We start from the raw sequence: 22987 nt of genomic DNA on the forward strand, positions 1-22987 counted from the left end.
AAGCGCTACAAACACGATCAAAATGTTATGGTGGTTACTAACCACTAAGAACAGCTCCAATCCAATATCTTTGAGCACTAGCTAGACTTATCCGTTTTCCATACCGAATGCCGCAACAGTGCGATCAGTCGTCTGGCCTACGATACAGCTATTCTACAAATTCAAGTTTTTAAAAGCGATCCATCAATATCATGACGAGAAAAACACTAAGTCTGAAGACGAAAAAACAGACAGACGCCAAGCCCGCCGACGACGTTGAAGATCAATTCCCTAATGATCCCGAAAAACGGTTTTTAAATGGCGTCGCTGTTCATCCTTCCCCACGCATTTATTTAGAGCCTGGCTCTCAAGAGCGTACTGTGCGAGCGATGGATTTGATTACGCCCATTGGGATGGGGCAACGAGGGTTGATTGTGGCGCCACCAGGCTCTGGCAAAACGACGATGTTGAAAAATATCTGTCAGGCCGTGGCAAAAGCGCATCCTGACATAAAGCTGTATGCTTTGCTGATTGATGAGCGCCCGGAAGAAGTGACCGATTTTAAGCGCAGTGTGTCGGCAGAAGTACATGCATCGTCTTCAGACGAAAGCTACACACACCATGTGCATATGGCTAATAAGCTCCTTGAGACGGCGCGTAAGCAAGCAGGTGAAGGTCATAATGTGATGATTGTGATCGATTCTCTTACCAGACTCTCGCGCGTTCATAATGCCGAGCAGCGAGGCAATGGTCGCACTATGTCGGGTGGGCTGGATTCCCGAGCGATGGAAATACCGCGCAAACTGTTTGGCGCTGCGCGAAAGATCGAAAACGGCGGATCGCTCACCATTCTGGCCACCGTGCTGGTGGATACGGGAAGCCGTATGGATCAGGTGATTTTCGAGGAGTTCAAGGGCACGGGCAATATGGAACTGGTGTTATCCCGGGATGTGGCCAATCAACGGATTTTTCCGGCGATAGATATTGCTAAAAGCAGTACCCGTCGAGAGGAGCTTTTGATTGATGCAAAAGATATTGAAAAGGTAAGGACATTACGTAGAGGTTTGACAGCGCTTAAGCCAGTAGAAGGCGCGCAGAGGCTGCTTGCGTTATTGGATAAATATCCCACTAATGCCGAACTGTTAGATGCATTTTTACCGGATTCGTGAAATATCGATAATAAAGAAGCCCACCCTTTTAAAAGGTGAGCTTCTTGGGTAAGTTTTAACGATTACTTTATTTTCTGTAATTCAAGTTTGATTCAGGTACTGCTTTTCGAACCGGGAACCCTGCAATCTCTTTGCGCTCAATAATGCTTTTTAAGCGTCTTTCAATAGCGCAAAGATTTTTAAAGTCACTCATGTCGACTAAAGAGATGGCTTCACCGGAGGCGCCCGCGCGGCCGGTTCGGCCAATGCGGTGGATGTATTCTTCTGGCTGAAAAGGTAAATCGTAATTCACCACACGACTCAGTTCATCAATATCCAAACCGCGCGCGGCAACCCCCGTGGCGACCAAGTACTTTAGCTCGCCAGATTTGAACTGAGCCAAAATCTTTTCGCGCATTGCTTGGCTTCTATCGCCATGAATGGAGTCCGCTGTGATGCCGCGTTTTTCCAGTTGAGCAACAAGCTTGGCCGCATTGTGTTTTTTCTCGGTAAAAATGAGCGCCTGATCCCACTGTTGCTCGTTGATCAAGTAGCTCAACAAGGCGGACTTAGTGTCTTTGTCGACGGTGATTAGCCACTGTTTGACATTAGCGGCGGCGCGGACGTTGGGAGAAATGGATATTTCAGCCGCTAGATCGGTCATCTGGCGATCTGAAAAATCGTAGGCCAGCGCCCGAACGTCGTCTGTGATGGTGGCCGAAAACAGTAGGTTCTGACGGTTTGCAGGTAGGCGCTCTATGATCTTATGGATATCGTCGGCAAACCCCATGTCGACCATTCGGTCCGCTTCGTCCAGCACCAAGACTTTAAGTTCGTCAAAATGCAGCGCACGCTGATGCGCCAAATCAAGCAATCTGCCGGGCGTGGCGACCAGAATATCGACGCCTTCGATTAGGCGCGCTTTTTGAGCTTCCGTATCCACACCGCCATACATCGCCATAGAGGTTAAGTGTGTGTGTTTAGCGTATTGAGCCACATTGGCTTCGACCTGAACCGCTAACTCACGGGTCGGCACGAGAATCAGCGCACGTATCCGCTTGCCACGTAACGTGCCCGCGTTACTGAATCGCTCTAGCAGAGGAAGAACAAAGGCAGCGGTTTTACCTGTGCCCGTTTGTGCGGTGGCGATTAAGTCCTTACCCGAAAGAATGGCAGGAATCGCTTGTTCCTGGATGGGCGTTGGCGTTTGGTAACCTAGTTCGGAAATCGCTTGAACAAGAGGAGGGGATAATCCTAGTTTTGCAAATGGCATAAGGCGCCCTGACAGATTGTCGTAAGGTGTGTCGAAAATAAAAGATGAGGCAGTATAAGGTAAAACCTCTGAAGCGGAGGCTGATTGAGGCGCTAGAAGCCAATACTTGGCGTCACAATTCTAACATCAACCATCATCAGGCGGTTTGTGTACGTTAACTGGTCTAACAATCCAACCCAGCCCGCTGCTCAGCCTGATCTAAAAGCACTGGCCCGCTACCGAGCTCAGCCAGTTTGTCATCCGGGTTATAGAGCGGGCAATTGGTCATGCTTAGGCAACCACAGCCGATACAGCCTGCCAGGTTATCACGCAGCTTTTGCAGGTAAGCTATACGGCCATCAAGCATTTGCTGCCAGTTTTTTGAAAGATGCTGCCAGTCTTCCACCGTCGGTGTGCGGTTATTGGGCAGTGATTCAAAGGCCCGCTTGATCTCTTCCAGGCTAACACCAACTTTCTGTGCGGCTTTGATCACCGAAATCCGCCTTAGTACTTCCGGTTTATAGCGGCGCTGGTTGCCCGCATTGCGCCAGCTTTGGATCAAACCTTGTTGCTCGTAAAAGTGCAGGGTACTGACCTTAATACCGCAACGCTTAGCGACCTTACCGACACTCCAGATTGTTTCTGCCATCACCTATCCCATGCCTTAATCTTTTTTGCTATTTTTTCGCAAAAACTGCTTTACCTCAAGTGAAGTTGAGGTTTTATCCTGCCATTTCACTTAACGCAAGGAGACTCTTATGTACTTAGAACACGTGAATCTGGTCGTTGATGATATGGATGCCATGCTGGATTTTTACCGCGCCGTATTCCCACATTGGCGGGTGCGCGATCAAGGCCATGGCGAGTGGTATGGCAAACCACGTAAATGGGTGCACTTTGGTGACGACGAACATTACCTGGCGTTAAGCGATCACGGTGAAGGGGAGAACCGCGATCTGAAAGGCCACAGCGTAGGGCTGGCCCATTTTGCCTATGTGACCGATAACCTGGATGCCGTTGTGGCTAGGTTGAATAACGCGGGTTATCCCATTGCCAAACCCGGCGCGACTGAGCCGTTTCGCAAAAATGTCTATTTTGTCGACCCCGCCGGTTTTGAAGTGGAGTTTGTCGAGTATCTAAGCGACCTCCCAGCTGAACGAAATTTAAACCAAGATGCCCAGTAATAAGCAGGTCAGCGCTCTCCAGGGTGCTGGCTTGTGAACAATTGAGATTTTCCGCGCCTAAAAATATTTTTGAATAATCTGGTAAAATCTCTTTTTGCTTTCGGTAGAAATTGAAGGAAGATACTTCATCTTCTGGAAGAATCAGATTTACCTTAAGGAAGGCAAAGCATTTCCGCCTTATTTTATGAAGCTGCCTAGATCTGGTACCGGTGCAAACCTATTCCAGGGCTCGGCAGCTTTTCAGTAACGCTTTTGGCGCCGATGACCCTCATTAGGAACGTCTAGATGATTCGTGAATACCGGAAGGCGGATATTGAGTACATTTTGGATATCTGGCTTTCAGCATCGATTAAAGCTCACTCCTTTGCTGGGTCAGAATATTGGCAGTCCAAAGTTAGCGAAATGCGTGATGTATACATCCCTGCATCGGAGACCTTTGTCTATGAAGCGGATGATCAGATAGCAGGGTTTTACTGCCTCTATGGAAGTACGTTGGCAGCGGTTTTTGTGTCACCCAGCCTTCAGGGCCAAGGGATAGGGTCAGCATTAATTGATGATGCCAAGAGCAGAAGGTCGTGTTTGCAGCTCAGTGTTTACAGTCAGAATGCGCCCAGTATCAATTTTTATAAGCAACATGGCTTTATTTCATTAGGTGAGCAGATTGATGAGCAAACGGGGCAACCTGAGTTCATCATGGAGCATTACTGTTAATAGCGGTCAACGGTATGGACTTGCTACAAAAACCAAAAAATGAGCGCCCGTAGCGCTATCCTCAAAGGGTATAATGTCACCGGCCACGGTGAGTTGGCGGTTCCACAACGTTGTTTTGAGCAGGTTTTTAGCTTGTTACTGTTTTTAATAGAGAAAAGGTAGTCGTTCATGATTAACACCAAAATATACAAAGCGGTTTACGAACTCGCTGAAAAGCTCATGAAGGCTGCTGATAAAGAGGATAGAGAGGCGTTTGACGCGCTTTATGCGCAGTTGGAAGCGATCTGCACCGAGAACGAAAACACCGATAAGGATCACCCTGAGCAGTGGGAAACGTTGGCTGATTTCACGGAAGAACTGGATGAGGCGCTTGCAGTCTATGAAAAAGCCTTTGAAAAGGCCGTTGCAGTTAACTCGAAAGACCACATGTCATCCATCGCGTTCTCCATGGCGAAGCTGCAGGTTGAGCTTGGTCAAACTGATGCGGCGATCAACAATCTTAAAAAGGCCCAAGTCACTGCCAACAAGATTGAAGATGGCGAGCTTAAAGACGAAATTGATGAGCTGCTTGGAAAGCTGACATCAGGTTAGTTGTTAAGCTGCTGATGTTAGTGGTATTGATGATAGACGTAGATGCACATAACGCCTGATTGTGCTGGGTTTGCCTAAGACTAGGGACACTATTTTGACCAATAACGATATTTTCCGCCGCATACGTTACACCTTTGATTTAAAAGACAGCACCATCGTGGATATCTTCGCCTTGGCAGAGGTCAGCGTGGCTCAAGAGCAGGTGACTGCCTGGCTGAAAAAGGATGAAGACGACGCCTTTGTGACTATGAAAAATAGAGAGCTGGCGGCGTTTCTGAACGGCTTTATCAGCTTCAAGCGTGGCAAGCGCGAAGGCCCGCAGCCCGCGCCAGAGACGCAGTTGAACAACAACATGGTGTTTCAGAAACTGCGCATTGCACTAAATCTGAAGGCTGACGATATTCTGGCTATTTTTGAGCTGGCAGGCTTCCGTATAAGCAATCATGAATTAAGCGCTTTTTTCCGCAAGCCCAGCCATAAGAATTATCGCGAGTGCAAAGATCAGGTGCTGCGAAACTTTTTACTCGGCATTCAGCGCCAACTTCGCCCGGGCGCAAGCGATTCCACTTCAGAAGACTAAACCGAAAAGGGCCATAGCTTGGCGGCGCCATCCCGTTAGTCGTTTAACGCTTCACGCACACAAAAAGCGCATTGCCCGAGACGTTATCCCACGGGGTAATCGTCTCGTAGTTATGCTCAAACACGTGCACCTCGAAGTAAGGCGTCAGCAGGGCGATGAGCTCATTAAAACTCACTGCCACCATAGGGTGCTCGTCATTCCAAACCTGCTTCTCTTCTGCGTTGGTTTTCTCGATGCTTAGCCTAAGCGACTGCTTTTCACCCTGCCCACTGTAGTGCCAGCCTGAGCGGAACGTGAATAAATCGTCTGCTTGTTTGGCGCTGTGTTTTACCGATAAGCCGTTATCGATTTTGTCTTTATCGACTGCGTTAAAACAGAAAATTCCGCCTTAAAACAGAAAATTCCGCCAGACTTGAGCGCGCGATGCGCGCTTGAAATACATCCATCTAGCTTCTCGATCCCGTCGCTGTAATGAATCGAGTATAAAAAACAGGTGATTAAATCCAGCGGCTCGCTGACGTCAAAGCTACTCATATCCTGCAACGAAAAGTGGGCTTCTGGGCAGCGTGAGGCGGCGATATCCAGCATCGGCTGATTGATATCCAGCCCGCCACTGGTGTAACCAAAATCAATAAAATGGCGCACGTGGGGGCCGGTGCCGCAGGCTAAATCCAGATGGGCGGTGCCGTCGTTACCGAAAAGCTGATGCAGCCGTCGAATGGCGTTGCTTTGCGCTTGGTAGTCGATATCTACGCACATCAAATCGTAGTAGCCGGAAAGGTCGGTATAGAGTGCGTTGACGGACATGGTCGCCTAAAGGTGAGGGCTGGATAGGTTGGGTGGCGCATAGTAAACGAGCAGGTGGGGTTTGAGAAGCGCGGACCAAGACAGGTGAATCCCTTTCTATCATTAGTTTCCGCTAGGCGGGATTAACGCTAAAGAAATTTCCCCAGCTTCCGATAATGACTTAAGACGCACGATTAACCCTGGCTGCCACAAGAGTTTGCTATGTCCAAAACAGTGACTTTTATCATTGCTACCTTGCTTCTCTTGCTCACCACGAACGCGCATTCGCACACCGATGCGGCTGAAGCGGCAGCACTGGCGTGGCTTGAAGCCATCGACAGCGGTGAGTATGAACAAGCGTGGGAGGCATCCTCAACGCTGCTGCAGGTGCCGCTCTCTTCCAATATGCTGGCCCGTACCATCAATGCAGCCCGACGTGATTTTGGGGCAGTTGAGTCCAGGCGGCGAATACGTGTTATCCGCGAAACGTCTATGCCCGGCGCGCCTGTTGGTGATTATGCGGTGTTTACGTTCCAAACCCGTTTTGAAAATAAGCCTCAGATTACCGAAACTATCACGCCTCACCTAGAAGGAGGCGATTGGAAGGTAAGCGGCTATTACGTCAACTAACCAACTCCCAGCCAACCTCCTCGAACGTCCTTCCAGCCATCGCTGTTGCTTAGCATAACCTTCTGCGGTTAGGCGTTATTACGCTTAACCGCCCGCTATCACGTTGTTCATGACGAAGCTCACCGTGGGTGCTACGTTGAGTAGATACCCTTGAGCGTATTGGTAGCTGCTGGAGCGGATATGCACTCCCTTTCTCACAAATCGCACTGGCTGTGGCTATTGGTGGCGGGATTACTGATGGCGGCGCTGTCACTCACGTGGCAGGCCAGGGCACAAACTTCGCCCAGCGCTTTAATCCTCAATATTGAAGGCGCTATCGGCCCTGCGACCAAGGATTATTTTGAGCGTGGTCTTCGTAAAGCCCGAGAGCAGGGCAGCGAAATGGTGATTGTTGAGCTGGATACCCCTGGCGGGTTAGTTGATACCACCCGCGATATGATTCGGGAAATGCTCAATTCAGACCTGCCGGTAGTGATGTACGTCTCCCCCAGTGGTGCGCGCGCAGCCAGCGCAGGCACCTATCTGCTTTACGGCAGCCACGTAGCGGCCATGGCGCCTTCTACCCATTTGGGCTCTGCGACACCGGTGCAAATGGGCGGCGGCGGGCTGACTGGTGGTGATGAGGCGGGCGAGGGGTCTGAAGGCGAGCAAGATGGCAGCGCGATGGAGCGCAAGGTGATTGAAGACGCGGTGAGTTTTATCCGCAGCCTGGCGGAGCGCCACGGCCGCAATGCCGACTGGGCGGAAGAGGCAGTGCGAGATGCAGTAAACCTCACCGAGAGTGAGGCCCTGGAGCAAAATGTCATTGATGTGGTGGCGCGGGATATGAATGACCTGCTCGCTCAGCTTGACGGTAGGACAGTGGTGATGGAGCGCGGCGAGGAGTCATTGGCGACGGCGGAACTTGCCATTGAACGTTACTCCCCGGACTGGCGTACTCAACTGCTCTCGCTGATCACCAATCCCAACGTTGCCTATTTCCTGATGATCATCGGCTTTTACGGGCTGATTTTTGAGCTTTCTAGCCCCGGCAGCCTCTTTCCCGGCACCATTGGGGTTATCTCCCTGCTGCTGGCGCTGTTCGCTTTTCAGGTTCTGCCCATTAACTATGCGGGCCTGGCACTGATGGTGGTGGGAATGGCGCTGATGGTAGGCGAGGCGTTCATGCCTAGTTTCGGGGTGATGGGGGCGGGCGGCATTATCGCCTTTGTGTTGGGGTCGGTGATGCTGATGGATGCCGAACACTTGGCCATTTCGTTACCGCTGATTGGCGGTGTAGCCCTGATTTTTGGCGGCTTGATGCTATGGACGTTAACGCGCTTTGCAACGCTGCGGCGGCGTCCGGTGCACAGCGGTGCGGAGCAACTGATTGGTGCAACGGCAGTGGCGCTGGAGGATTTTGAAACCAACGGCCATGTGCGTCTGCATGGCGAACGCTGGAACGCGGTGAGCGATGCGTCCGTTAAACAGGGTGATGAGCTTGAAGTAGTGCGCCTTGAGGGCTTGACGGTACATGTGACGCCCCGGTGATTCTCGCTATTGTGACGTGCTTTCCCCCATAACTAACCATCTGCAAAACGAGGTGCCCAATGATTATTTCGTATTTAGTCCCTGTGGTGCTGGTGGTGATGTTGATCGCTGCCTCCATTCGTATATTGCCGGAATACAAGCGCGGCGTGGTGTTCTTTCTGGGCCGTTACCAGAAAGTGAAGGGGCCAGGGTTGGTCATTGTGATTCCTGCCATTCAGAAGATGGAGGTGGTGGATTTACGTGTGATCACCATGGACGTACCTGAGCAGGATGTCATTTCCCGGGATAACGTCACCGTTAAGGTCAACGCGGTGCTTTACTTCCGCGTTGTCGACCCTGAAAAGGCGATCATTCAAGTTGAGAATTTCACCCAGGCGACCAGCCAGTTGGCGCAGACCACGCTGCGTTCCGTGCTGGGTAAACATGACCTGGATGAGATGCTTTCCGAGCGGGATAAACTCAACGACGATATCCAGGAAATCATTGATACCCAAACCGAAGCCTGGGGCATCAAAGTGGCCAATGTTGAAATCAAGCATGTGGATCTGGATGAGAGCATGATCCGCGCCATTGCCCGCCAAGCCGAAGCGGAGCGCGAGCGTCGCGCCAAGGTGATACACGCCGAAGGGGAGCTTCAGGCGTCCAAAAAGCTGGTGGAAGCCGCCAACGTGATGCAGGAGAATTCCGCCGCGCTACAGCTTCGCTACCTGCAAACCATGAGTGACATGAGCAACAAAAACGCCTCGACGATTGTGTTTCCACTACCCATGGACATCATGGAGGCCTTCAAAGATATGAAAGCCAAGCATACGGCAGCAACGTCTGGTAAGACGCAGGATGATATGTAAGCCAATGCCAAACGCGCATTGCTAAGGTGGGGCTGGATATTTCAACCGCCGGTTAAGCAATCAGCCCCGCCAAAGCCTGCATTCCCAGCGCCACCACCAGCACCACTACACCCGCCACCAAGCTGGTTACTAGGGCTTGTTGTTTCCATAACATCAGTACTCGGCTGCCAAAGCGGTGGACGAGCCAGGCGAGGCCGAAGTAACGCAGGCCGCGGGCAATTAACGCCGCTAGCGCGAAGAGAAGAACCGGGTAGCCGGAAAGGCCTGCGGTAATCATCGCGACCTGAAAAGGAATGGGCAGAATGCCAATGGCTAAAATCGCGGCAAAACCATACTGATCGAAGAAGGTTTGGAACGACTGATAGCTCTGTTCCATGCCCATAAACTCAATAAACCAAGTACCTATCGACTGAAAAAGCAGCATGCCAACGCCATAGCCGACCAGCGATGCAATTAAGCAACCTGCGGTAGTGACCGTCGCTAAAAGCCAGATACGTTGTTTATTGGCTGCCATCAGCGGGATCAGCACCAGCTCAAGCGGAATGGGCAGAATAATCGTTTCCAAAAAGGAGAGGGTGCCGAGTAACCACAGCATGTTCTTCGAGCCATTAATACGCTCAAACCACTGCTTGGTTCGCTTTGTTGTGTTGGCCATTAGGGAGTCAGTCGCTACATCTCTGGATTAATGCGGCGATAGATAGCCGCTAATAGGCTGTATAGGCCAAACGCGAAGAGTCCTATAGCGACAACGGCCAGTAACCATTGACCGTATGCTTGGCTGCGCAGTGTACTAAATACTTCAGCCGTACCGCCTGCCTGGTCGGGATTAAACTGATAAGCGGCAATCAGAAAGAAACTACCCACGATAACAAATACAATCCCGCGAATGACTAAGCCAAAACGGCAGATAGGATAGGCCCATTGTTGAGTTTGTGGTGGCATAGCGAAGTGCTTGTCGAACTTGGCCTTGTAGCCTTTAAGCGCATGGGCGATCCCTACCCCAATCATGACCAAGCCAACGGCCCCTACCAGCCAGCGGCCAAAAGGCTGCTGCATCAACCAGCCTGCCACGCCCTGCGAGCCTCCGCCTGAACCCCCGGAAGAGCCCGTAAACTGGAAGATGAGTGTGGCGGCAAAAAAGGCCAATAACGTATGGGTAATCGCACTCGCTAATAAGCCCGCACGAATAGCTAAGCCTTTAGCGCCGTTGCCGTGATGGTCCGCGTCTTTGACCGCTTGAATGGTGCGCCACATGGCGTAGCCGACCAAACCCACGGCGATGACACCTAACAGTACTTTTCCAAAAGGGGCGATGAGGACTCTTTCCAATGCACCGCGGCTGCCTTCTGTTTGGCCACCTTGCCCAAAGGCTGCCAGCGCGGCAAGACCACCTACTAACACATAAACGATGCCGCGGGAGGCGTAGCCCATGCGGGCGAAAAGAGTAATCGCATCACGGTGATCGGGGTTTTTCATACTATTAGCCATGGTGTCCTCCTGACTTGATATGGCGTTGCGAATTCCTATGCAAACTAGTTCATCTCAAGCTTTTTGGCGGCCCATACTGTGCGTGTGCTGTGCTATTGTCCAGTGTAGTTTCTTCAAAAAAGACGAGTCGCTATTTTTATTAATGCGAGCAAACCATGAGTGCACCTTTGTCAATTAACAAGTCGTCAGCTACCACATCTAATACATCGACACCTGTCTTTTGGCGCGATATACGGATGCCATATGTGGAACTGCGCAAGATCAGCGACGCGCGACAAGTTTGCTATGCACCTCATAGCCATACGCATTGGTCGCTGGGGGCGGTTACCTCTGGTCAAAGCACCTTTTGCTATCGCGATGCGACACATCAGATTAGTGCGGGAGATATCGTTATGATGAATCCCCATTGGGTGCATGCCTGCAATCCCCTCGAGAACCAGCCCTGGGCGTACATGATGCTCTACGTCGATACCGAGTGGCTGAGTGAATTGCGTTACCAACTGGGCCTGTTGAATACGCCGTACTGGCAAGATATCGCTACCGCCGTCATTACTCAGCCAGCGCTTTATGCCGGGTACTGCGATATGGTCGCTTGTTTGCTGAATGAACAACGCGACATTGGCGATAAGCAAACGACGTTAGTCGAGTACTTGTCTGCCATGCTGCAAGTGCTGGCTCAGGAATCCTCCGCCGCATTGCCTCAAGCGCCCAGTAGGCTAGAGAATGTCGCGGCTTATTTACGTGCCAATTATGCTTCCGATATATCGCTTGAGCGGCTATGTCAGCAGTCGGGCTATAGCGCTGGGCACCTAATTCGCGCCTTCAAACAGCACTTCGGACTAACGCCTCATGCCTACCTGATTAATCAGCGCATCCAGATGGGACAGAAAGCGCTTAAGCACGGGCAGCCCATTGTTGAGGCGGCTTTGAACGCTGGATTTAATGACCAGCCCCACTTTCAAAGAACCTTTAAGCGGCTGGTAGCAGCGACACCAAACCAGTACCGCTACCCATTACTCAATCAGTAAGGCAATAGCGCTAGCCGCCAGGCAGATAGCGAGTGCGCGGTTAACCGTTAGTAAGATGATAGGACGATGAACATAGCGTTTCAGAAAAGCGCCTGCATATACCCAACTGGCTAGCGATATCCAGCAAATAGGCAAATAGAGACCGGCAAACAGCCATAGCTGATAGGGGGCATCAGCACTGGTGTAGGCACCAATGCCAGCGGCAGATGCCAGCCACGCCTTGGGGTTGAGCCACTGCATCATGGCGCCTGTCATAAACCCTGGGGCTTTGACGCCGGCTCGCTCCTGCAAGCGCCCATCGTGCTGTAAAAGTTGATAGCTGAGATAGAGTAAAAACAGAATGCCTGCCCAGCGTAAAAACGTTTCCAGCAGTGGCACCACACTCAGCAGGGAGTAAAGGCCAGCGCCGATGGCTAAAAACAGTGCGACAAAACCCAGCGTGGCGCCGGTTACAAAAACAAGCCCTTTAGCGATAGGGTAATGCGTACCGCTACTCAAACAAACGATGTTGACCGGCCCCGGCGAAATAGACGCAGCAAGAGCAAATGCAGTCATGGGCAGAAGTGTAGGCAGCAGTAGTGTAGCGCTCATTGTCATTCTCCTTGTTAGTGCAAGGAGTTTGTAATGGTTCTTGTTGGCGGTATTGAACAAAATTGAGGTGACTGATTAAACCATTGCCTTTAACTCTTTGCTTTTAATGCCCAAACACCGACCAGCCTGTGCGCTGTACAAACATTTCAAGCGCCTGGGTGCCTAGCAAGCTGTTGCCGTAGGCGTCTAACCCCGGTGACCAAACGGCAATGGCGCCGTGGCCTGGGGCGATGGCCAGTATGCCGCCGCCCACGCCACTTTTGCCGGGCAGGCCCACCCGAAAAGCGAATTCCCCTGAGGCGTCGTAGTGCCCACACATCATCATCAGTGAATTGATACGCCGTGCCCGCTGAGGGGCGACGACCCGAATATCGCTGGGTTTATTGACGCCATCCGAAGCCAGGAACAGGCCGGCATGAGCGAGCTGCTCACAGCTCATCGCAATAGCACACTGATGAAAGTAGGTGCCTAGCACCTTATCGACATCGTGGCGAAGATGACCAAACGCTTTCATAAAGTGCGCCAATGAAGCATTGCGGTCGCGGTGCGCCATCTCTGATGCAGCTACCGCATGGTCAAAGCAAATGCTGTCGTCATCGGCGATATAACGCACAAAGCTTAGAATCTCACCCAGCGTCTCTTTGGGTTCATGGCCCATCATGATCGCATCGACTACCGCAATGGCACCGGCGTTAATAAACGGGTTACGCGGTTTGCCGCTTTCGTGTTCAAGCTGCACGATAGAGTTGAAGGGGTCGCCCGAGGGTTCACGGCCCACTTTTGTCCAGAGTGAGTCGCCCATCTGGCCTAGCGCAATCGTCAGCGTAAAAACTTTGGAAATGCTTTGGATTGAGAAGGGGGTGGTCGCGCAGCCCGCCGAATATACCTGGCCATCGACGGTGGCGAGCGAAATGGCAAATTGTTGTGGGTCTACATGACCAAGTTCGGGAATATAGTCTGCGACCTTGCCACGTTCCTCTGCTTTCGCCATGGCTGCGGCAATGTCATCAATTAAGTCTTGCATGGGCTTAGTGTGCACTGTCAATGGAGGCGGGGCCTCACCCTAGCGGAAAACAGGAGAATTGTCTTTTTTGCATCACCGAAACAATAACGCTAAAACAGTGGGTGTTTGCCCACAACGCATTGAGCAAGATACGGGTCGGCAACGGGGCCTTGAGCGCTTAGGCTGCCATGATAAGCCCATAAGTAGCCTGAAACGAAACGGCTAGAGAGATAAACATGAACGATTATGCGCGTATCGAAAAAGCCATGACCTACATGGTTGCCAATGCTACTGAGCAGCCTGATTTGGAAACAGTGGCCGCTCACGTTCATATTAGCGCCTTCCATTTCCAGCGGCTGTTTTGTCGTTACGTGGGGATTAGCCCTAAACGGTTTTTACAGGCGCTAACGCTGGAGCGGGGTAAGCAATTGATGCACTCCTCTACTTCGTTGCTGGATATTGCTCATACTCTGGGGCTTAGCGGCGGCTCACGGCTTTATGATCACTTTGTTCAGCTAGAGGCCGTTACGCCTGGGGAGTATAAGCGCCAGGGTGAGGGCGTTGAGATTACTTATGGGGTTCATGAAACGCCTCTTGGCAGCATGTTTGTGGCAATGACGCCCCGTGGTATTTGTCGCATGGGCTTTATTGATACCACCAGTGAAGAAGAACTGCTAACAAAGCTAGCCATGGAGTGGCCGCGCAGCACCTTCCACCCTAACCGAGTTGCCACGCGCTATGCGGTGGAGGCGATTTTTGCCAAGTCAGAAGAGGCGCCGGCTGCTTTGTCATTGCACGTGACGGGCACCAATTTTCAAGTTGCCGTGTGGCGGGCACTACTCACTATTCCCGAAGGCCAGCTGGCCAGTTACTCGCATATCGCTAGGGCATTAGGCACGCCAAAATCATCCCGTGCAGTAGGTAATGCCGTGGGCGCTAACCCGATCGCGCTGTGGATTCCCTGCCACCGGGTGATTCAGCAAAGCGGTGCGCTTGGCGGCTACCGGTGGGGTGTTGAGAAAAAGCGGATGGTGCAAGCCTGGGAGCTGGCGCTGGCTCACACCGACAACACAGCGCTCGCCCCCAGTTTAACGACCTAATCAATCAGCCCATTAGCATCAAAAAACGGGAAAGGACCAGGGTAGCGCTCGATAAACCCTTGGTGTGTCACCATGCCGTTAGTGGCCGACCATTGGTGTAGCAGGTAACCGGGTGGCTCTAGCTGAAAGCTGGAGGGGCCGTCTGGGCTGAGATCCAAACTCACCTGGTGGGAAACCCCAGGGCAGCTAATCGCCAAAGTGTTAGCAAAGCGCGCTTGGATCGAACGGTGCAGATGCCCGCAGAGCACGCGCTCGACCTGGGCATGTTTGCCAATGACGTCGGCTAGCGCGTCTGGTCGCTTCAGCGGCTGGCGATCCATATGGTCGATGCCACTAACAAAAGGGTGGTGATGCACCATGACAAGAGTCGGTTTTTCAGGGTTTTTTGCCAGGGTGGTGTCTAGCCACTGCAGGCTTTCATTACTTAGCTCGCCGTGGGGTTTTCCCGGTACCGATGAGTCAAGCCCCACCAAGCGAACCGGATAGTCCTCAACGGCCCACTGCAAATAGTCGTGATGCTGGAATAGGTAGCGGTGGTCGGGAAATGCGGCACGTAGATGCTGGCGATCATCATGATTGCCAGGGATCAAGTACACAGGCAGCGTTAATTCAGCCAGGATCTGCTTAAAGGTGGTGTACTCGTCAGGGTGGCCAAAATCAACCAAGTCACCGCTAATTAGCACCAGGTCGGGCCGCGGGGCTAGCTGATTGAGCGTGCTGATTGCATGGCGCAGAGCACTGGCGGTATCTACATGGCGGTAAGAGAGTTTACCGCCCGCCTTGATATGCGGATCGCTGATTTGGGCGATAAGGCACTGCTGGGCATAAGGGTCTTTCTTAATGTTTAAACCTTGATCAGCCATTGGCCATCTCCTTGGCATTAACAGGGGCAGTGGGCTTATCTGGATGAAAAAGCACGCTGGAGGGGAGTGCCAAACCAATCGCGGTACCGTTTGGCCAGCGCTCGCGGGAGGGGGCCTCAATCTGGAGTGTCGAAGTGCCGCCCGTGTCCACCATGAGGCGCTGGGTCTGGCCCAGGAAAATGCTCTGTACCACCCTGCCTTTTACATCGGCTTGGTCAACGGAAACCACCTGAATATCTTCAGGTCGACAGTAAACCATGGGTGCTCCCTGCAAATGGGTGGCGACAAGTTCTCCCCCATGTACGATTAACCCTCCATCGGCTTGCATACCGATAACTTCCAGGCAGTTAACCGCACCAATAAAGTCCGCTACAAAAGCATTGGCCGGTCGGTGATAAATCTCCTGGGGCGTGCCCAGTTGGGCAATGCGGCCTGATTGCATCACTGCGATGCGGTCGCCTAACGCCATTGCCTCGTCTTGATCATGGGTAACATAAACCGCTGTAGTGCCTAGCTCTCGAAGCAACTGGCCAATTTCAATTCTCAGCCGATCACGCAGTTTGGCGTCGAGGGCAGCCAAGGGTTCGTCAAACAGCAGCACCTTTGGGCGAACGGCGATGGCGCGAGCGAGCGCAACACGCTGCTTTTGCCCGCCGGAGAGGGCGTCAATGCGCCGTCCACCAAAGCCTTGCAAGTCGACCATACGCATGACTTCGTCAAGCCGATGGGCGATCTCGCTACGTGGCAAACGCTGTATTTTCAAGCCGTAGGCAATATTGTCGGCAACGCTCATATTGGGAAAGAGGGCATAGTTTTGAAACACCATTCCCACATCGCGCTTCTCAATCGGCAGAGCGGTGACATCACGCTCTCCAAACAGCACTTGCCCGCCTTTGTCGGGGCTTTCCAGGCCGCTAATAATGCGTAGTGTCGTTGTTTTGCCACAGCCAGAAGGCCCTAACAGCACTAACGTTTCGCCCGCGTTGACGTGCAGATCCAGCGGCTGCAGGGCGGTGTTGCCGCCAGCGAAGGTGCGGCTGCATTGGGTAAGCGTAATGCTGACAGATGAACTCATATAAGTTTCTCGAATAAAGCAATCAGATGACTGTAAAGGTGGGTGACGACTCGATTGCTCAGTGTCGCTGCTGGGTGAGTTTTCCTGCCCACTGAATCGCCACCAGCAGCGGCACCACCATGACTAGAAATATCAACGTGTAAGCCGAGCCAACTTCGAGGCGCATGGAGGCGTAGCTATCGGCCAAGCCGACCGGGAGTGTCTTGGTCAAGGGTGTGTGCAGCATCCAGGTAATGTTGAACTCACCAATGGATAGGGTGACCACCATCAACGCGCCCGCCAGAATGCCGCTCATACTGTTGGGGATGACCACTCCGAAAAAGCGTTGCCTGAAACTGGCACCTAAGCTGGCAGCGGCTTCTTCCAGTTGGGGAAGTTTGGCGGTTTGCATCACGGATAGCACCGCGCGCACCATAAAGGGCAGGGTAAACAGCACATGGCCAACAAGAATAAACAGCCAGCTACCGCGAAACTCACGATAGCTGCCGTAGGCGAGTAACAAGGCAAGCGCGGTGGCCAGCCCCGGCACGGCAACCGGTAGCAGCAGGAGCTCTTCAATCGCGTTGGCCCAGCGGCGACGACTGCGTAGCAGACCATAGGCAGCAGGCACGCCAACCAAAATAGTGATCAATAAGCAAGCGAGTGCCAGTTTAATGGAGAGCCAGATGGTATCGGCATAGAGCTGCCACACCTCATTCACCCAGCGCAGCGTCAGCCCACTCTCCAGGCCTACAAAGTAGTTCTCAGTCAGCCCCGCCATGACTGACATGGCGACGGGCACAATCATGAACAAGCACACCAGCAGGGTGAAGCCCAATTGCAGCGTGAAGCGAAGGCGAGATTTCATACCGAAGCCCCTAAGTTGCCGCCTGCCAGCCTACGGGCAAGGCTCAATGCCATCCAGGTGATGACCCCCAATACCACTGAAAGCGCGGCTGCCATGGCGAAATTGGCGTAGTTGGTGAATTCACCGTAGATGTTGAGGGGAAGAATGCTCAATCGCGTACCAAGGGTAAACGCCGTGCCAAACGCGCCCATGCTGGTAGCAAAACAGATAGCCCCAGTAGAAAGCAGAGCAGGTGCAATGCCGGGTATGATGACGTCTTTGGTGACCTGCCAAGTATTAGCGCCTAACGAGCGGGCGGCTTCTTCGAGACTTTTGTCCAGGTTGTCGCAGGCCGCTATCACCGTGGTGATCACGCGAGGAATCGAAAAGTAGAGGTAGCCAATAAATAAACCGGCCAGCGAGTAGGCGAACATCCAGCGCTCGCCAAACAGCCATAGGCTGGTCTGCGCCAGCGCTCCTTGGCGACCACCCAGCATAATCACCAGAAATCCCACCACTACGCCTGGAAAGGCCAGTGGAAAAGTGAGGATCGCCACCAAGGCCGCCTTACCGAAAAAACGGTGTCGAGCCAGGAAAAAGCCAACCGTGCCCGCTATGGCCACCGCCGTGATCGATACAACAAGCGAGATGCCCACGGTGGTCACGAGGCTGATCAAGTACTGGCGATGGGTGAGAATGGTGAGATAGGCGCTGATGCCACTACTTCGGTCAGCCTCGGCACCCATCACTATCAAGCGTGAAAAAGGCAGCAACCAGAAAGCGCAGAAGATGACCAGCGCAGGCATCAACGCTAACAAAGCAATAAGGCTTTTACGCCTCGCTGGGCCTACGCTAGCTGACTGGCGACTAAAGTAAGAAGCAGCCCCAGAGGGCTGCTTGGATGCCGCGGTCATGATTAACGAACCTCCGACAGATACCGCTCAGAGAAGCTGCGTTGGGCAGCCGCCATGGCGGTGTAATCGACAGCTTCTGCGCGGGCATAATCGCTATCCGGTAAGAAGACTTCCCGTGCTTCAGCGGAGATGGCGCTTTCACGTACGGGGCGTAAATAGGCGTCTGCCCATACCGCTTGACCTTGGTCAGACAGCACGAAGTCAAGCACCTGCTGGCCGTTCTCAGGATTCGGACCCTCTTTTACCAGGCTCATCACATAAGGAACGACCACGCTACCTTCTTCGGGAATCACAAACTCAACGTTAGCACCGTCGCTGTGGCGGGCACGGTAAGCGTTGAAGTCGTAATCGAGGAGAATCGGTATTTCGCCAGAAAGCACCCGCGCATAGCTAGTCTGCTTAGGCACAATGGGGTCGTTTTCGGCGAGCTCATTGAAGTAGTCGATGGCGGGGGTGAAATCGTTAAGATCGCCACCCATTGCCAAGTTGACCGCAACGGCGCCTACATAGCCGACAAAAGCGCTGGCGGGGTCAAGGTAGCCCACCATACCTTGGTACTCAGGTTTCAGTAAGTCTTCCCAAGAGGTGGGCACCGGCGCACCATCCAAGGCATCGACATTAACCATAAAACCGAGCGTGCCGGAATGAATGGCGAACCAGTTGCCCTCAGGATCTTTCAGGCCTTCAGGAATCTCATCCCAGTGCTCGGGCTGGTAAGGCGCTACTACATCCTCTTCCATGGCTTGAATGCCAAAGGTCACACCGTAGTAGACGACATCCGCTACCGGACTTGCCGCTTCGGCTACCAGCTGAGCTAAAGACTGGCCGGAGTTCTTGTTGTCTTGCGGTACGCGAATGCCGGTTTCCTGTTCAATCAAGCGTAGCTGTGTGCCCCAGTCGGCCCATTCCGGCGGGCAGTTGTAGCAAATTGCATTATCATTTGATTGCGCAAAAATGCTTCCCGACGAGCTGATAATCGCCGTGGCCAATACTGCCTGATAAAGACGTTTAAGATTCATACCGTGCTCCTCTATAAAGTGCCTAACGTGGACTTGCGGGATGTCGGGTTTCCGACACTTTCGCCCTTACGCAATGCGTGGGGCAGGGGAGCAGGTGTGCAGCTTTCTCCCCGAATCATGGCTAACAAGGTGTGCACCGCGGCTCGCCCAATGTCGGCGCGAGGCTGCTCAATGGTGCATAGCGATGGGTAGAGGTGCTTGCCTAAGGCAATGCCATCAAAGCCCATCACAGAAAGGTCGCCAGGCACGTTAAAACCAGCGCGTTGCAATTCGCCCATCAGGCTGATGGCGAGCAGGTCATTGGTACAAACCAATGCGCTGAGAGCGTCTGGCCCTTGCAGTGCAGGTGTTAGGCTTTTCAGGTCAGCTTGGGTATGGCGGGCCATCTCAACCAACGGACGTGCGATCAGGCCTGCCTCGCGCATAGCGTGGCAGTAACCGTCAAAGCGCTGCCGGGCGCGGTCTGATTGCAGCAGCGGGCCAGCGACCATGCCAATGCGCTCATGGCCCAAAGTAATTAAATGGCGGGTGGCATCAGCGCTGGCGGCGCGGTTATCGACGCCGATGGAGGGGAAACCGCTGTTCCCAGGTGGGTTGTAGACTAGTAAGCACGGGGTGGTTTCGAGACTGAGCTTGTCCAGCACGGCACTGTTATCGGCTTCAGCCACGGTAAGCACCAAGCCATCCACGCGCTGACGCAGCATCTCCTCAACAATGTCACCCTCCCGGCTGGGCGAGTATTCGCTGGTGGTAACGATCAGTGAGTAACCAGCCGCTCTGGCTGCCACTTCCATGGCTTGTAGTTGCTCCGCAAACACCGGGTTATCGAGACTCGGTACCATGACGCCAATCATCTGCGTGGCTTGCGAGCGTAGCTGTTGAGCGACCTTGTTGGGCCTGAATGACAGCTGTTGAGCAGCGCTAAAAATTTTTTCGCGGGTCGCTGGGCGAACTAGATCGGGGCTTGAAAAAGCCCGCGCCGCGGTTGCCCGGGAAACCCCGGCTAGTTTGGCCACACTGACTAAATCGGACATAGAGAGTCTCTATAAATGAAAAATGAGATCGATCTCATTTGTTGTTGATCAGCCTAAAGTTGGCGTGTGACAAATTGATGGCGGTAAGAAGTATTTTTGAAGTACGGTTTTGAGTGTCATTAAAGAGGGAGTGTGATGAAGAGGGCACTGGTCGATGAGCTTGGTCACAATTGCGCTGATGCTCCCAGGTCGCTACAGTCTCGCTCTTGTTCACCTGGGCGGGATAACGTGATGGCCACACTAATGATTCAAGGCACCACCTCGGATGCAGGTAAAAGCACTGTGGTGGCTGCGCTCTGCCGTGCACTGGCAAGGCGTGGTATATCAGTGGCGCCGTTCAAACCCCAGAACATGGCGCTGAATAGCGCAGTGACCAGCGATGGCGGCGAGATTGGCCGCTCCACGGCGCTGCAGGCCCAGGCATGCTATTTGGCCCCTCATAGCGATATGAACCCGGTACTGCTAAAGCCGGAAACGGATCGTGGCGCCCAGGTGATTTTGCGCGGCAAGGTGCATGGCCATATGGATGCGCTGGATTACCATGCCTATAAACGCACTGCAAAGGCGAGCGTAATGGCGGCTTGGCAGGCACTGGAAAGCCGCTTCGATGTGATTATTGCCGAAGGCGCGGGTAGCCCTGCAGAAATTAATCTTCGCGAAGGCGATATTGCCAATATGGGTTTTGCCGAAGCCGCCGACTGCCCAGTGCTGCTGGTGGGCGATATTGACCGCGGCGGTGTATTTGCCCAGTTGGTGGGCACGCTGGCGCTGCTAAGTGAGAGCGAGCAGGCGCGCACCAAAGGTTTTATTATTAACCGCTTTCGAGGAGATATTGCGCTGCTGGAACCGGGGCTTGATTGGTTGGAAGCGCGTACGGGTAAACCGGTACTGGGCACGCTGCCCTATCTGCAAGGGCTGGTGCTCGATTCTGAAGATAGCATTGGGGTGACCCAGGTCGAGAAGCAGAGCAAGGTTCTTACTATCGTCGTGCCAGCGCTTCCACGCATCAGTAACCACACTGATTTCGACCCGCTGCGCTTGCACCCTCAGGTGGCGCTGACCTTTGTGGGGCCCGAGCAGCCGATTCCTGCTGCTGACGTGATTATCCTGCCTGGTAGTAAAAGCACTGCGAGCGATCTTGCCTGGTTACGGCGCCAGGGCTGGGATAAAGCCATTCTGCGCCACCTGCGTTACGGCGGTAAGGTGTTAGGTATTTGCGGTGGCTTTCAAATGCTGGGCGAGTGGGTGGATGACCCTGATGGGCTGGAGGGCCAGCCGGGGAAAGAAGCAGGATTGGGACTGCTGCCGCTAACAACGCGTATGATGGCGGGCAAACAGCTGCGAAATGTGAGCGGCATAACGGTTACTGAAGGCGCGACAGTCACCGGCTATGAAATCCATAATGGCGTGAGCGAAGGGGCTGCCTTGAATTCCCCCTTATTTACTGTGGATGGTCGCCCGGAAGGTGCCGTTAGCGGTGATGGACAGATTCTAGGAACCTACCTGCATGGCTTGTTTGACCATCCCGACGGCTGCCAGGCACTGCTGAAACAGTTAGGTTTGGTTAACGGTGAACAAAGCGATTATCAAGCCCACCGAGAGCGTGAGCTTGATCGCTTGGCCGATATGCTGGAAGCCCAGGTCGATATTGAGGCGGTTATTGCTCTGATTGATGCTGGCGCTTCGCCATCACGGTGATTTCAACATTGCTACCGCCGCATATATGGGGGGATTCGGTACAGGTGCGCGCCGGGTAGCGGCCGGGTTCAAAATACTCGGCGTAAACACCATCCATGTCTTGAATAGCGTGTAAGTCAGTAATATGGATATCCACGCGCACTACATCGGCAAAGCTACCACCTTCCATTTCAAGCATGCGCAAAAGTGCGCGCATCACAAGGCGCGTCTCTTCTTTAATATTTCCCCGTGCGGCGTGGCCGTTGGAGAGGTCGGCGACGGTTAGCCCTGAAATAAACACATAGTGATCATCTATGACCATGTGGCTGCCGGGGAAACTCGGGGTGGGCATGGTGGGGTCATTCGTAAAGGTGGTCATGTTAGCTCCTTCTAAGTCAATGTTCACATTTACAGTGACTGACGACAGCCTGTTGGCAGTCGTGTTCAGTATCAGTATAAATGAATGGTCTATCGCGTGGCACAAGGCACTGTCCAAACGGCGGTGATTGCTCTAGGCTTGCGGCTTTTCAGTCGGCGAGGTTGATTCCAATGAAGGTCGTACACGTTAACGCAGAGGCCCAGCGCAATGCCTTTCTGGCGCGTTTATGCGCTGAAGTTTACGGACAAGATGCCGGTCTAACGCCGCTTGTCGTGTTTACCGGCACTTGCAGTGTGCTCTTTCCTCAAGAAGCTGCACGATTATTTGCTGCCGTTGATGCCCAGGGTAAGCCTCAAGCGTTGGCACTACTAGTGCTGGACGAAGAAGGCGTGGGCATGACGGTTACCCACGCCTGCTCGCTTGACCAAGCAGACGCCCAGCAGCGCTTGATTAGTGAACTTACCTTGAAAGCCCCTTTGCGCGTCGATGTGGATAGCGCCGAGCAGGAAGCGTTCTACCAGAAGAGTGGTATCAAGCGTTGGTTCGGCGGGGCAGGGGGTAAACGCATTGGTTTAGGCGCGCGCCACCCCGCTAAAAGCGTCAATGAGCTGGCACCTACCCTTAGCTTGGATGAAGCGCTGATTCTGCGTCGTTTTAAACACGACCCAAAAGCATTTGAGCAGGCGAAGCAGGCATTTTTAACCGGTCTTGACAACTTTCCTACCGCCTTATAGGGCGCTGTGTTGCGTAA

The 22987-nt window shown here is 53.1% G+C and carries 27 protein-coding genes; 12 read left to right on the plus strand and 15 right to left on the minus strand.

Annotation, left to right across the window (positions count from 1 at the left end; all coding sequences use genetic code 11):
• The first annotated feature begins 191 nt into the window (after nt 1–191).
• On the plus strand, nt 192–1148 hold the full coding sequence (rho, locus tag V8L70_RS08395; protein WP_101144982.1) for a transcription termination factor Rho: 957 nt from the start codon (nt 192–194) through the stop codon (nt 1146–1148).
• A gap of 67 nt (nt 1149–1215) precedes the next feature.
• Here rho and V8L70_RS08400 read toward each other — a convergent pair whose 3' ends face one another.
• Together V8L70_RS08400 and soxR are read right to left on the minus strand one after the other, a co-directional pair.
• The gene (locus V8L70_RS08400; RefSeq protein ID WP_101144981.1) at nt 1216–2400 is read right to left on the minus strand and encodes a DEAD/DEAH box helicase; all 1185 of its coding nucleotides are present in this window, start codon (nt 2398–2400) and stop codon (nt 1216–1218) included.
• A 163-nt stretch (nt 2401–2563) separates the two neighbouring features.
• Complete coding sequence (gene soxR, locus V8L70_RS08405; protein ID WP_101144980.1) at nt 2564–3028, minus strand: redox-sensitive transcriptional activator SoxR; 465 nt, start codon at nt 3026–3028, stop codon at nt 2564–2566.
• Between the two features lie 109 nt (nt 3029–3137).
• On the opposite strand from soxR, the gene V8L70_RS08410 reads away from it, so the two are divergent.
• The 4 genes from V8L70_RS08410 (at nt 3138) to V8L70_RS08425 (ending at nt 5445) form a co-directional block, all read left to right on the plus strand.
• The gene (locus V8L70_RS08410) at nt 3138–3563 is read left to right on the plus strand and encodes a VOC family protein (RefSeq protein ID WP_101144979.1); all 426 of its coding nucleotides are present in this window, start codon (nt 3138–3140) and stop codon (nt 3561–3563) included.
• Between the two features lie 285 nt (nt 3564–3848).
• On the plus strand, nt 3849–4274 hold the full coding sequence (locus V8L70_RS08415) for an N-acetyltransferase (RefSeq protein WP_008956380.1): 426 nt from the start codon (nt 3849–3851) through the stop codon (nt 4272–4274).
• Nucleotides 4275–4442: 168 nt separating this feature from the next.
• Nucleotides 4443–4865, plus strand: a complete 423-nt coding sequence (locus V8L70_RS08420) for a Replicative DNA helicase (RefSeq protein ID WP_101144978.1) — start codon at nt 4443–4445, stop codon at nt 4863–4865.
• Between the two features lie 94 nt (nt 4866–4959).
• Nucleotides 4960–5445, plus strand: a complete 486-nt coding sequence (locus tag V8L70_RS08425; protein ID WP_101144977.1) for a YehS family protein — start codon at nt 4960–4962, stop codon at nt 5443–5445.
• Nucleotides 5446–5488: 43 nt separating this feature from the next.
• Here the strand turns inward: V8L70_RS08425 and V8L70_RS22895 are convergent, their stop codons facing one another.
• Together V8L70_RS22895 and V8L70_RS22900 are read right to left on the minus strand one after the other, a co-directional pair.
• Nucleotides 5489–5629: a hypothetical protein gene (locus tag V8L70_RS22895; RefSeq protein ID WP_431313215.1), complete on the minus strand. Its 141-nt coding sequence runs from the start codon at nt 5627–5629 to the stop codon at nt 5489–5491.
• A 143-nt stretch (nt 5630–5772) separates the two neighbouring features.
• Nucleotides 5773–6252 carry a class I SAM-dependent DNA methyltransferase gene (locus tag V8L70_RS22900; protein WP_431313216.1) on the minus strand — a complete coding sequence of 160 codons (480 nt, stop codon included), beginning with the start codon at nt 6250–6252 and terminating at the stop codon, nt 5773–5775.
• A gap of 201 nt (nt 6253–6453) precedes the next feature.
• Between V8L70_RS22900 and V8L70_RS08435 the strand changes: the two genes are divergently transcribed.
• The 3 genes from V8L70_RS08435 (at nt 6454) to V8L70_RS08445 (ending at nt 9239) form a co-directional block, all read left to right on the plus strand.
• Nucleotides 6454–6861, plus strand: coding sequence for a DUF4019 domain-containing protein (locus V8L70_RS08435; RefSeq protein ID WP_101144976.1), 408 nt, complete (start codon nt 6454–6456; stop codon nt 6859–6861).
• A gap of 180 nt (nt 6862–7041) precedes the next feature.
• Nucleotides 7042–8391 (plus strand): NfeD family protein, encoded by a 1350-nt coding sequence (locus tag V8L70_RS08440; RefSeq protein WP_101144975.1) that lies wholly within the window; start codon nt 7042–7044, stop codon nt 8389–8391.
• Nucleotides 8392–8450: 59 nt separating this feature from the next.
• Entirely contained in the window at nt 8451–9239 is a 789-nt protein-coding gene (locus V8L70_RS08445; RefSeq protein ID WP_101144974.1) for a slipin family protein, read from the plus strand.
• Between the two features lie 52 nt (nt 9240–9291).
• Here V8L70_RS08445 and V8L70_RS08450 read toward each other — a convergent pair whose 3' ends face one another.
• Both V8L70_RS08450 and V8L70_RS08455 read right to left on the minus strand, forming a co-directional pair.
• Nucleotides 9292–9894 carry a YqaA family protein gene (locus tag V8L70_RS08450; RefSeq protein WP_008956387.1) on the minus strand — a complete coding sequence of 201 codons (603 nt, stop codon included), beginning with the start codon at nt 9892–9894 and terminating at the stop codon, nt 9292–9294.
• Nucleotides 9895–9908: 14 nt separating this feature from the next.
• The gene (locus V8L70_RS08455) at nt 9909–10727 is read right to left on the minus strand and encodes a DUF1206 domain-containing protein (protein ID WP_101144973.1); all 819 of its coding nucleotides are present in this window, start codon (nt 10725–10727) and stop codon (nt 9909–9911) included.
• A 236-nt stretch (nt 10728–10963) separates the two neighbouring features.
• Between V8L70_RS08455 and V8L70_RS08460 the strand changes: the two genes are divergently transcribed.
• Nucleotides 10964–11755, plus strand: coding sequence for an AraC family transcriptional regulator (locus V8L70_RS08460; protein WP_101144972.1), 792 nt, complete (start codon nt 10964–10966; stop codon nt 11753–11755).
• Here the strand turns inward: V8L70_RS08460 and V8L70_RS08465 are convergent.
• Nucleotides 11741–12346 (minus strand): LysE family translocator, encoded by a 606-nt coding sequence (locus tag V8L70_RS08465; protein WP_008956390.1) that lies wholly within the window; start codon nt 12344–12346, stop codon nt 11741–11743. The two genes, V8L70_RS08460 and V8L70_RS08465, sit on opposite strands and share 15 nt — an antisense overlap.
• A 103-nt stretch (nt 12347–12449) precedes the next feature.
• Nucleotides 12450–13370, minus strand: coding sequence for a glutaminase (locus V8L70_RS08470; protein ID WP_101144971.1), 921 nt, complete (start codon nt 13368–13370; stop codon nt 12450–12452).
• Nucleotides 13371–13585: 215 nt separating this feature from the next.
• On the opposite strand from V8L70_RS08470, the gene V8L70_RS08475 reads away from it, so the two are divergent.
• On the plus strand, nt 13586–14449 hold the full coding sequence (locus V8L70_RS08475) for a bifunctional transcriptional activator/DNA repair enzyme AdaA (protein ID WP_101144970.1): 864 nt from the start codon (nt 13586–13588) through the stop codon (nt 14447–14449).
• Here the strand turns inward: V8L70_RS08475 and V8L70_RS08480 are convergent.
• Genes V8L70_RS08480 through V8L70_RS08505 form a run of 6 tightly spaced genes read right to left on the minus strand, consistent with a single transcriptional unit; the run spans nt 14446 to nt 20180 of the window.
• Nucleotides 14446–15312 (minus strand): phosphodiesterase, encoded by an 867-nt coding sequence (locus V8L70_RS08480; protein ID WP_101144969.1) that lies wholly within the window; start codon nt 15310–15312, stop codon nt 14446–14448. The two genes, V8L70_RS08475 and V8L70_RS08480, sit on opposite strands and share 4 nt — an antisense overlap.
• On the minus strand, nt 15305–16387 hold the full coding sequence (locus V8L70_RS08485) for an ABC transporter ATP-binding protein (protein ID WP_101144968.1): 1083 nt from the start codon (nt 16385–16387) through the stop codon (nt 15305–15307). Before V8L70_RS08485 ends, V8L70_RS08480 begins: the two co-directional genes overlap by 8 nt.
• 58 nt (nt 16388–16445) lie before the next feature.
• Complete coding sequence (locus V8L70_RS08490) at nt 16446–17234, minus strand: ABC transporter permease (protein WP_008956395.1); 789 nt, start codon at nt 17232–17234, stop codon at nt 16446–16448.
• A complete protein-coding gene (locus V8L70_RS08495) occupies nt 17231–18127 on the minus strand; it encodes an ABC transporter permease (RefSeq protein WP_101144967.1) in 897 nt (298 codons plus the stop codon). Before V8L70_RS08495 ends, V8L70_RS08490 begins: the two co-directional genes overlap by 4 nt.
• Nucleotides 18128–18129: 2 nt before the next feature.
• Nucleotides 18130–19146, minus strand: coding sequence for an ABC transporter substrate-binding protein (locus tag V8L70_RS08500; RefSeq protein WP_101144966.1), 1017 nt, complete (start codon nt 19144–19146; stop codon nt 18130–18132).
• A gap of 11 nt (nt 19147–19157) precedes the next feature.
• Nucleotides 19158–20180, minus strand: a complete 1023-nt coding sequence (locus V8L70_RS08505) for a LacI family DNA-binding transcriptional regulator (protein WP_008956398.1) — start codon at nt 20178–20180, stop codon at nt 19158–19160.
• Nucleotides 20181–20411: 231 nt separating this feature from the next.
• Here V8L70_RS08505 and V8L70_RS08510 point away from each other — a divergent pair, with 231 nt between their 5' ends.
• Complete coding sequence (locus tag V8L70_RS08510) at nt 20412–21878, plus strand: cobyric acid synthase (protein ID WP_101144965.1); 1467 nt, start codon at nt 20412–20414, stop codon at nt 21876–21878.
• Here the strand turns inward: V8L70_RS08510 and V8L70_RS08515 are convergent.
• Nucleotides 21838–22236 carry a RidA family protein gene (locus V8L70_RS08515; protein WP_101144964.1) on the minus strand — a complete coding sequence of 133 codons (399 nt, stop codon included), beginning with the start codon at nt 22234–22236 and terminating at the stop codon, nt 21838–21840. The two genes, V8L70_RS08510 and V8L70_RS08515, sit on opposite strands and share 41 nt — an antisense overlap.
• A gap of 170 nt (nt 22237–22406) precedes the next feature.
• Between V8L70_RS08515 and V8L70_RS08520 the strand changes: the two genes are divergently transcribed.
• Complete coding sequence (locus V8L70_RS08520) at nt 22407–22970, plus strand: hypothetical protein (RefSeq protein ID WP_101144963.1); 564 nt, start codon at nt 22407–22409, stop codon at nt 22968–22970.
• Nucleotides 22971–22987 lie beyond the last annotated feature (17 nt).

This window comes from Vreelandella arctica (assembly GCF_037070215.1).
GTDB lineage: Bacteria > Pseudomonadota > Gammaproteobacteria > Pseudomonadales > Halomonadaceae > Vreelandella > Vreelandella arctica.

Excerpts from the sequence above, each read along its gene's own strand:
- rho (WP_101144982.1), top strand. The coding sequence starts at position 192 with ATGACGAGAAAAACACTAAGTCTGAAGACGAAAAAACAGACAGACGCC.
- V8L70_RS08495 (WP_101144967.1), bottom strand. The coding sequence starts at position 18,127 with ATGACCGCGGCATCCAAGCAGCCCTCTGGGGCTGCTTCTTACTTTAGT.
- V8L70_RS08455 (WP_101144973.1), bottom strand. The coding sequence starts at position 10,727 with ATGGCTAATAGTATGAAAAACCCCGATCACCGTGATGCGATTACTCTT.
- V8L70_RS08505 (WP_008956398.1), bottom strand. The coding sequence starts at position 20,180 with ATGTCCGATTTAGTCAGTGTGGCCAAACTAGCCGGGGTTTCCCGGGCA.
- V8L70_RS08490 (WP_008956395.1), bottom strand. The coding sequence starts at position 17,234 with ATGAAATCTCGCCTTCGCTTCACGCTGCAATTGGGCTTCACCCTGCTG.
- V8L70_RS08520 (WP_101144963.1), top strand. The coding sequence starts at position 22,407 with ATGAAGGTCGTACACGTTAACGCAGAGGCCCAGCGCAATGCCTTTCTG.
- V8L70_RS08415 (WP_008956380.1), top strand. The coding sequence starts at position 3,849 with ATGATTCGTGAATACCGGAAGGCGGATATTGAGTACATTTTGGATATC.
- V8L70_RS08515 (WP_101144964.1), bottom strand. The coding sequence starts at position 22,236 with ATGACCACCTTTACGAATGACCCCACCATGCCCACCCCGAGTTTCCCC.
- V8L70_RS08400 (WP_101144981.1), bottom strand. The coding sequence starts at position 2,400 with ATGCCATTTGCAAAACTAGGATTATCCCCTCCTCTTGTTCAAGCGATT.
- V8L70_RS08485 (WP_101144968.1), bottom strand. The coding sequence starts at position 16,387 with ATGAGTTCATCTGTCAGCATTACGCTTACCCAATGCAGCCGCACCTTC.
- V8L70_RS08500 (WP_101144966.1), bottom strand. The coding sequence starts at position 19,146 with ATGAATCTTAAACGTCTTTATCAGGCAGTATTGGCCACGGCGATTATC.
- V8L70_RS08475 (WP_101144970.1), top strand. The coding sequence starts at position 13,586 with ATGAACGATTATGCGCGTATCGAAAAAGCCATGACCTACATGGTTGCC.
- V8L70_RS22895 (WP_431313215.1), bottom strand. The coding sequence starts at position 5,629 with ATGGTGGCAGTGAGTTTTAATGAGCTCATCGCCCTGCTGACGCCTTAC.
- V8L70_RS08445 (WP_101144974.1), top strand. The coding sequence starts at position 8,451 with ATGATTATTTCGTATTTAGTCCCTGTGGTGCTGGTGGTGATGTTGATC.
- V8L70_RS08460 (WP_101144972.1), top strand. The coding sequence starts at position 10,964 with ATGCCATATGTGGAACTGCGCAAGATCAGCGACGCGCGACAAGTTTGC.
- V8L70_RS08420 (WP_101144978.1), top strand. The coding sequence starts at position 4,443 with ATGATTAACACCAAAATATACAAAGCGGTTTACGAACTCGCTGAAAAG.
- V8L70_RS08470 (WP_101144971.1), bottom strand. The coding sequence starts at position 13,370 with ATGCAAGACTTAATTGATGACATTGCCGCAGCCATGGCGAAAGCAGAG.
- V8L70_RS08480 (WP_101144969.1), bottom strand. The coding sequence starts at position 15,312 with ATGGCTGATCAAGGTTTAAACATTAAGAAAGACCCTTATGCCCAGCAG.
- V8L70_RS08435 (WP_101144976.1), top strand. The coding sequence starts at position 6,454 with ATGTCCAAAACAGTGACTTTTATCATTGCTACCTTGCTTCTCTTGCTC.
- V8L70_RS08465 (WP_008956390.1), bottom strand. The coding sequence starts at position 12,346 with ATGAGCGCTACACTACTGCTGCCTACACTTCTGCCCATGACTGCATTT.
- V8L70_RS08410 (WP_101144979.1), top strand. The coding sequence starts at position 3,138 with ATGTACTTAGAACACGTGAATCTGGTCGTTGATGATATGGATGCCATG.
- V8L70_RS08440 (WP_101144975.1), top strand. The coding sequence starts at position 7,042 with ATGCACTCCCTTTCTCACAAATCGCACTGGCTGTGGCTATTGGTGGCG.
- V8L70_RS08450 (WP_008956387.1), bottom strand. The coding sequence starts at position 9,894 with ATGGCCAACACAACAAAGCGAACCAAGCAGTGGTTTGAGCGTATTAAT.
- V8L70_RS08510 (WP_101144965.1), top strand. The coding sequence starts at position 20,412 with ATGGCCACACTAATGATTCAAGGCACCACCTCGGATGCAGGTAAAAGC.
- V8L70_RS22900 (WP_431313216.1), bottom strand. The coding sequence starts at position 6,252 with ATGTCCGTCAACGCACTCTATACCGACCTTTCCGGCTACTACGATTTG.
- soxR (WP_101144980.1), bottom strand. The coding sequence starts at position 3,028 with ATGGCAGAAACAATCTGGAGTGTCGGTAAGGTCGCTAAGCGTTGCGGT.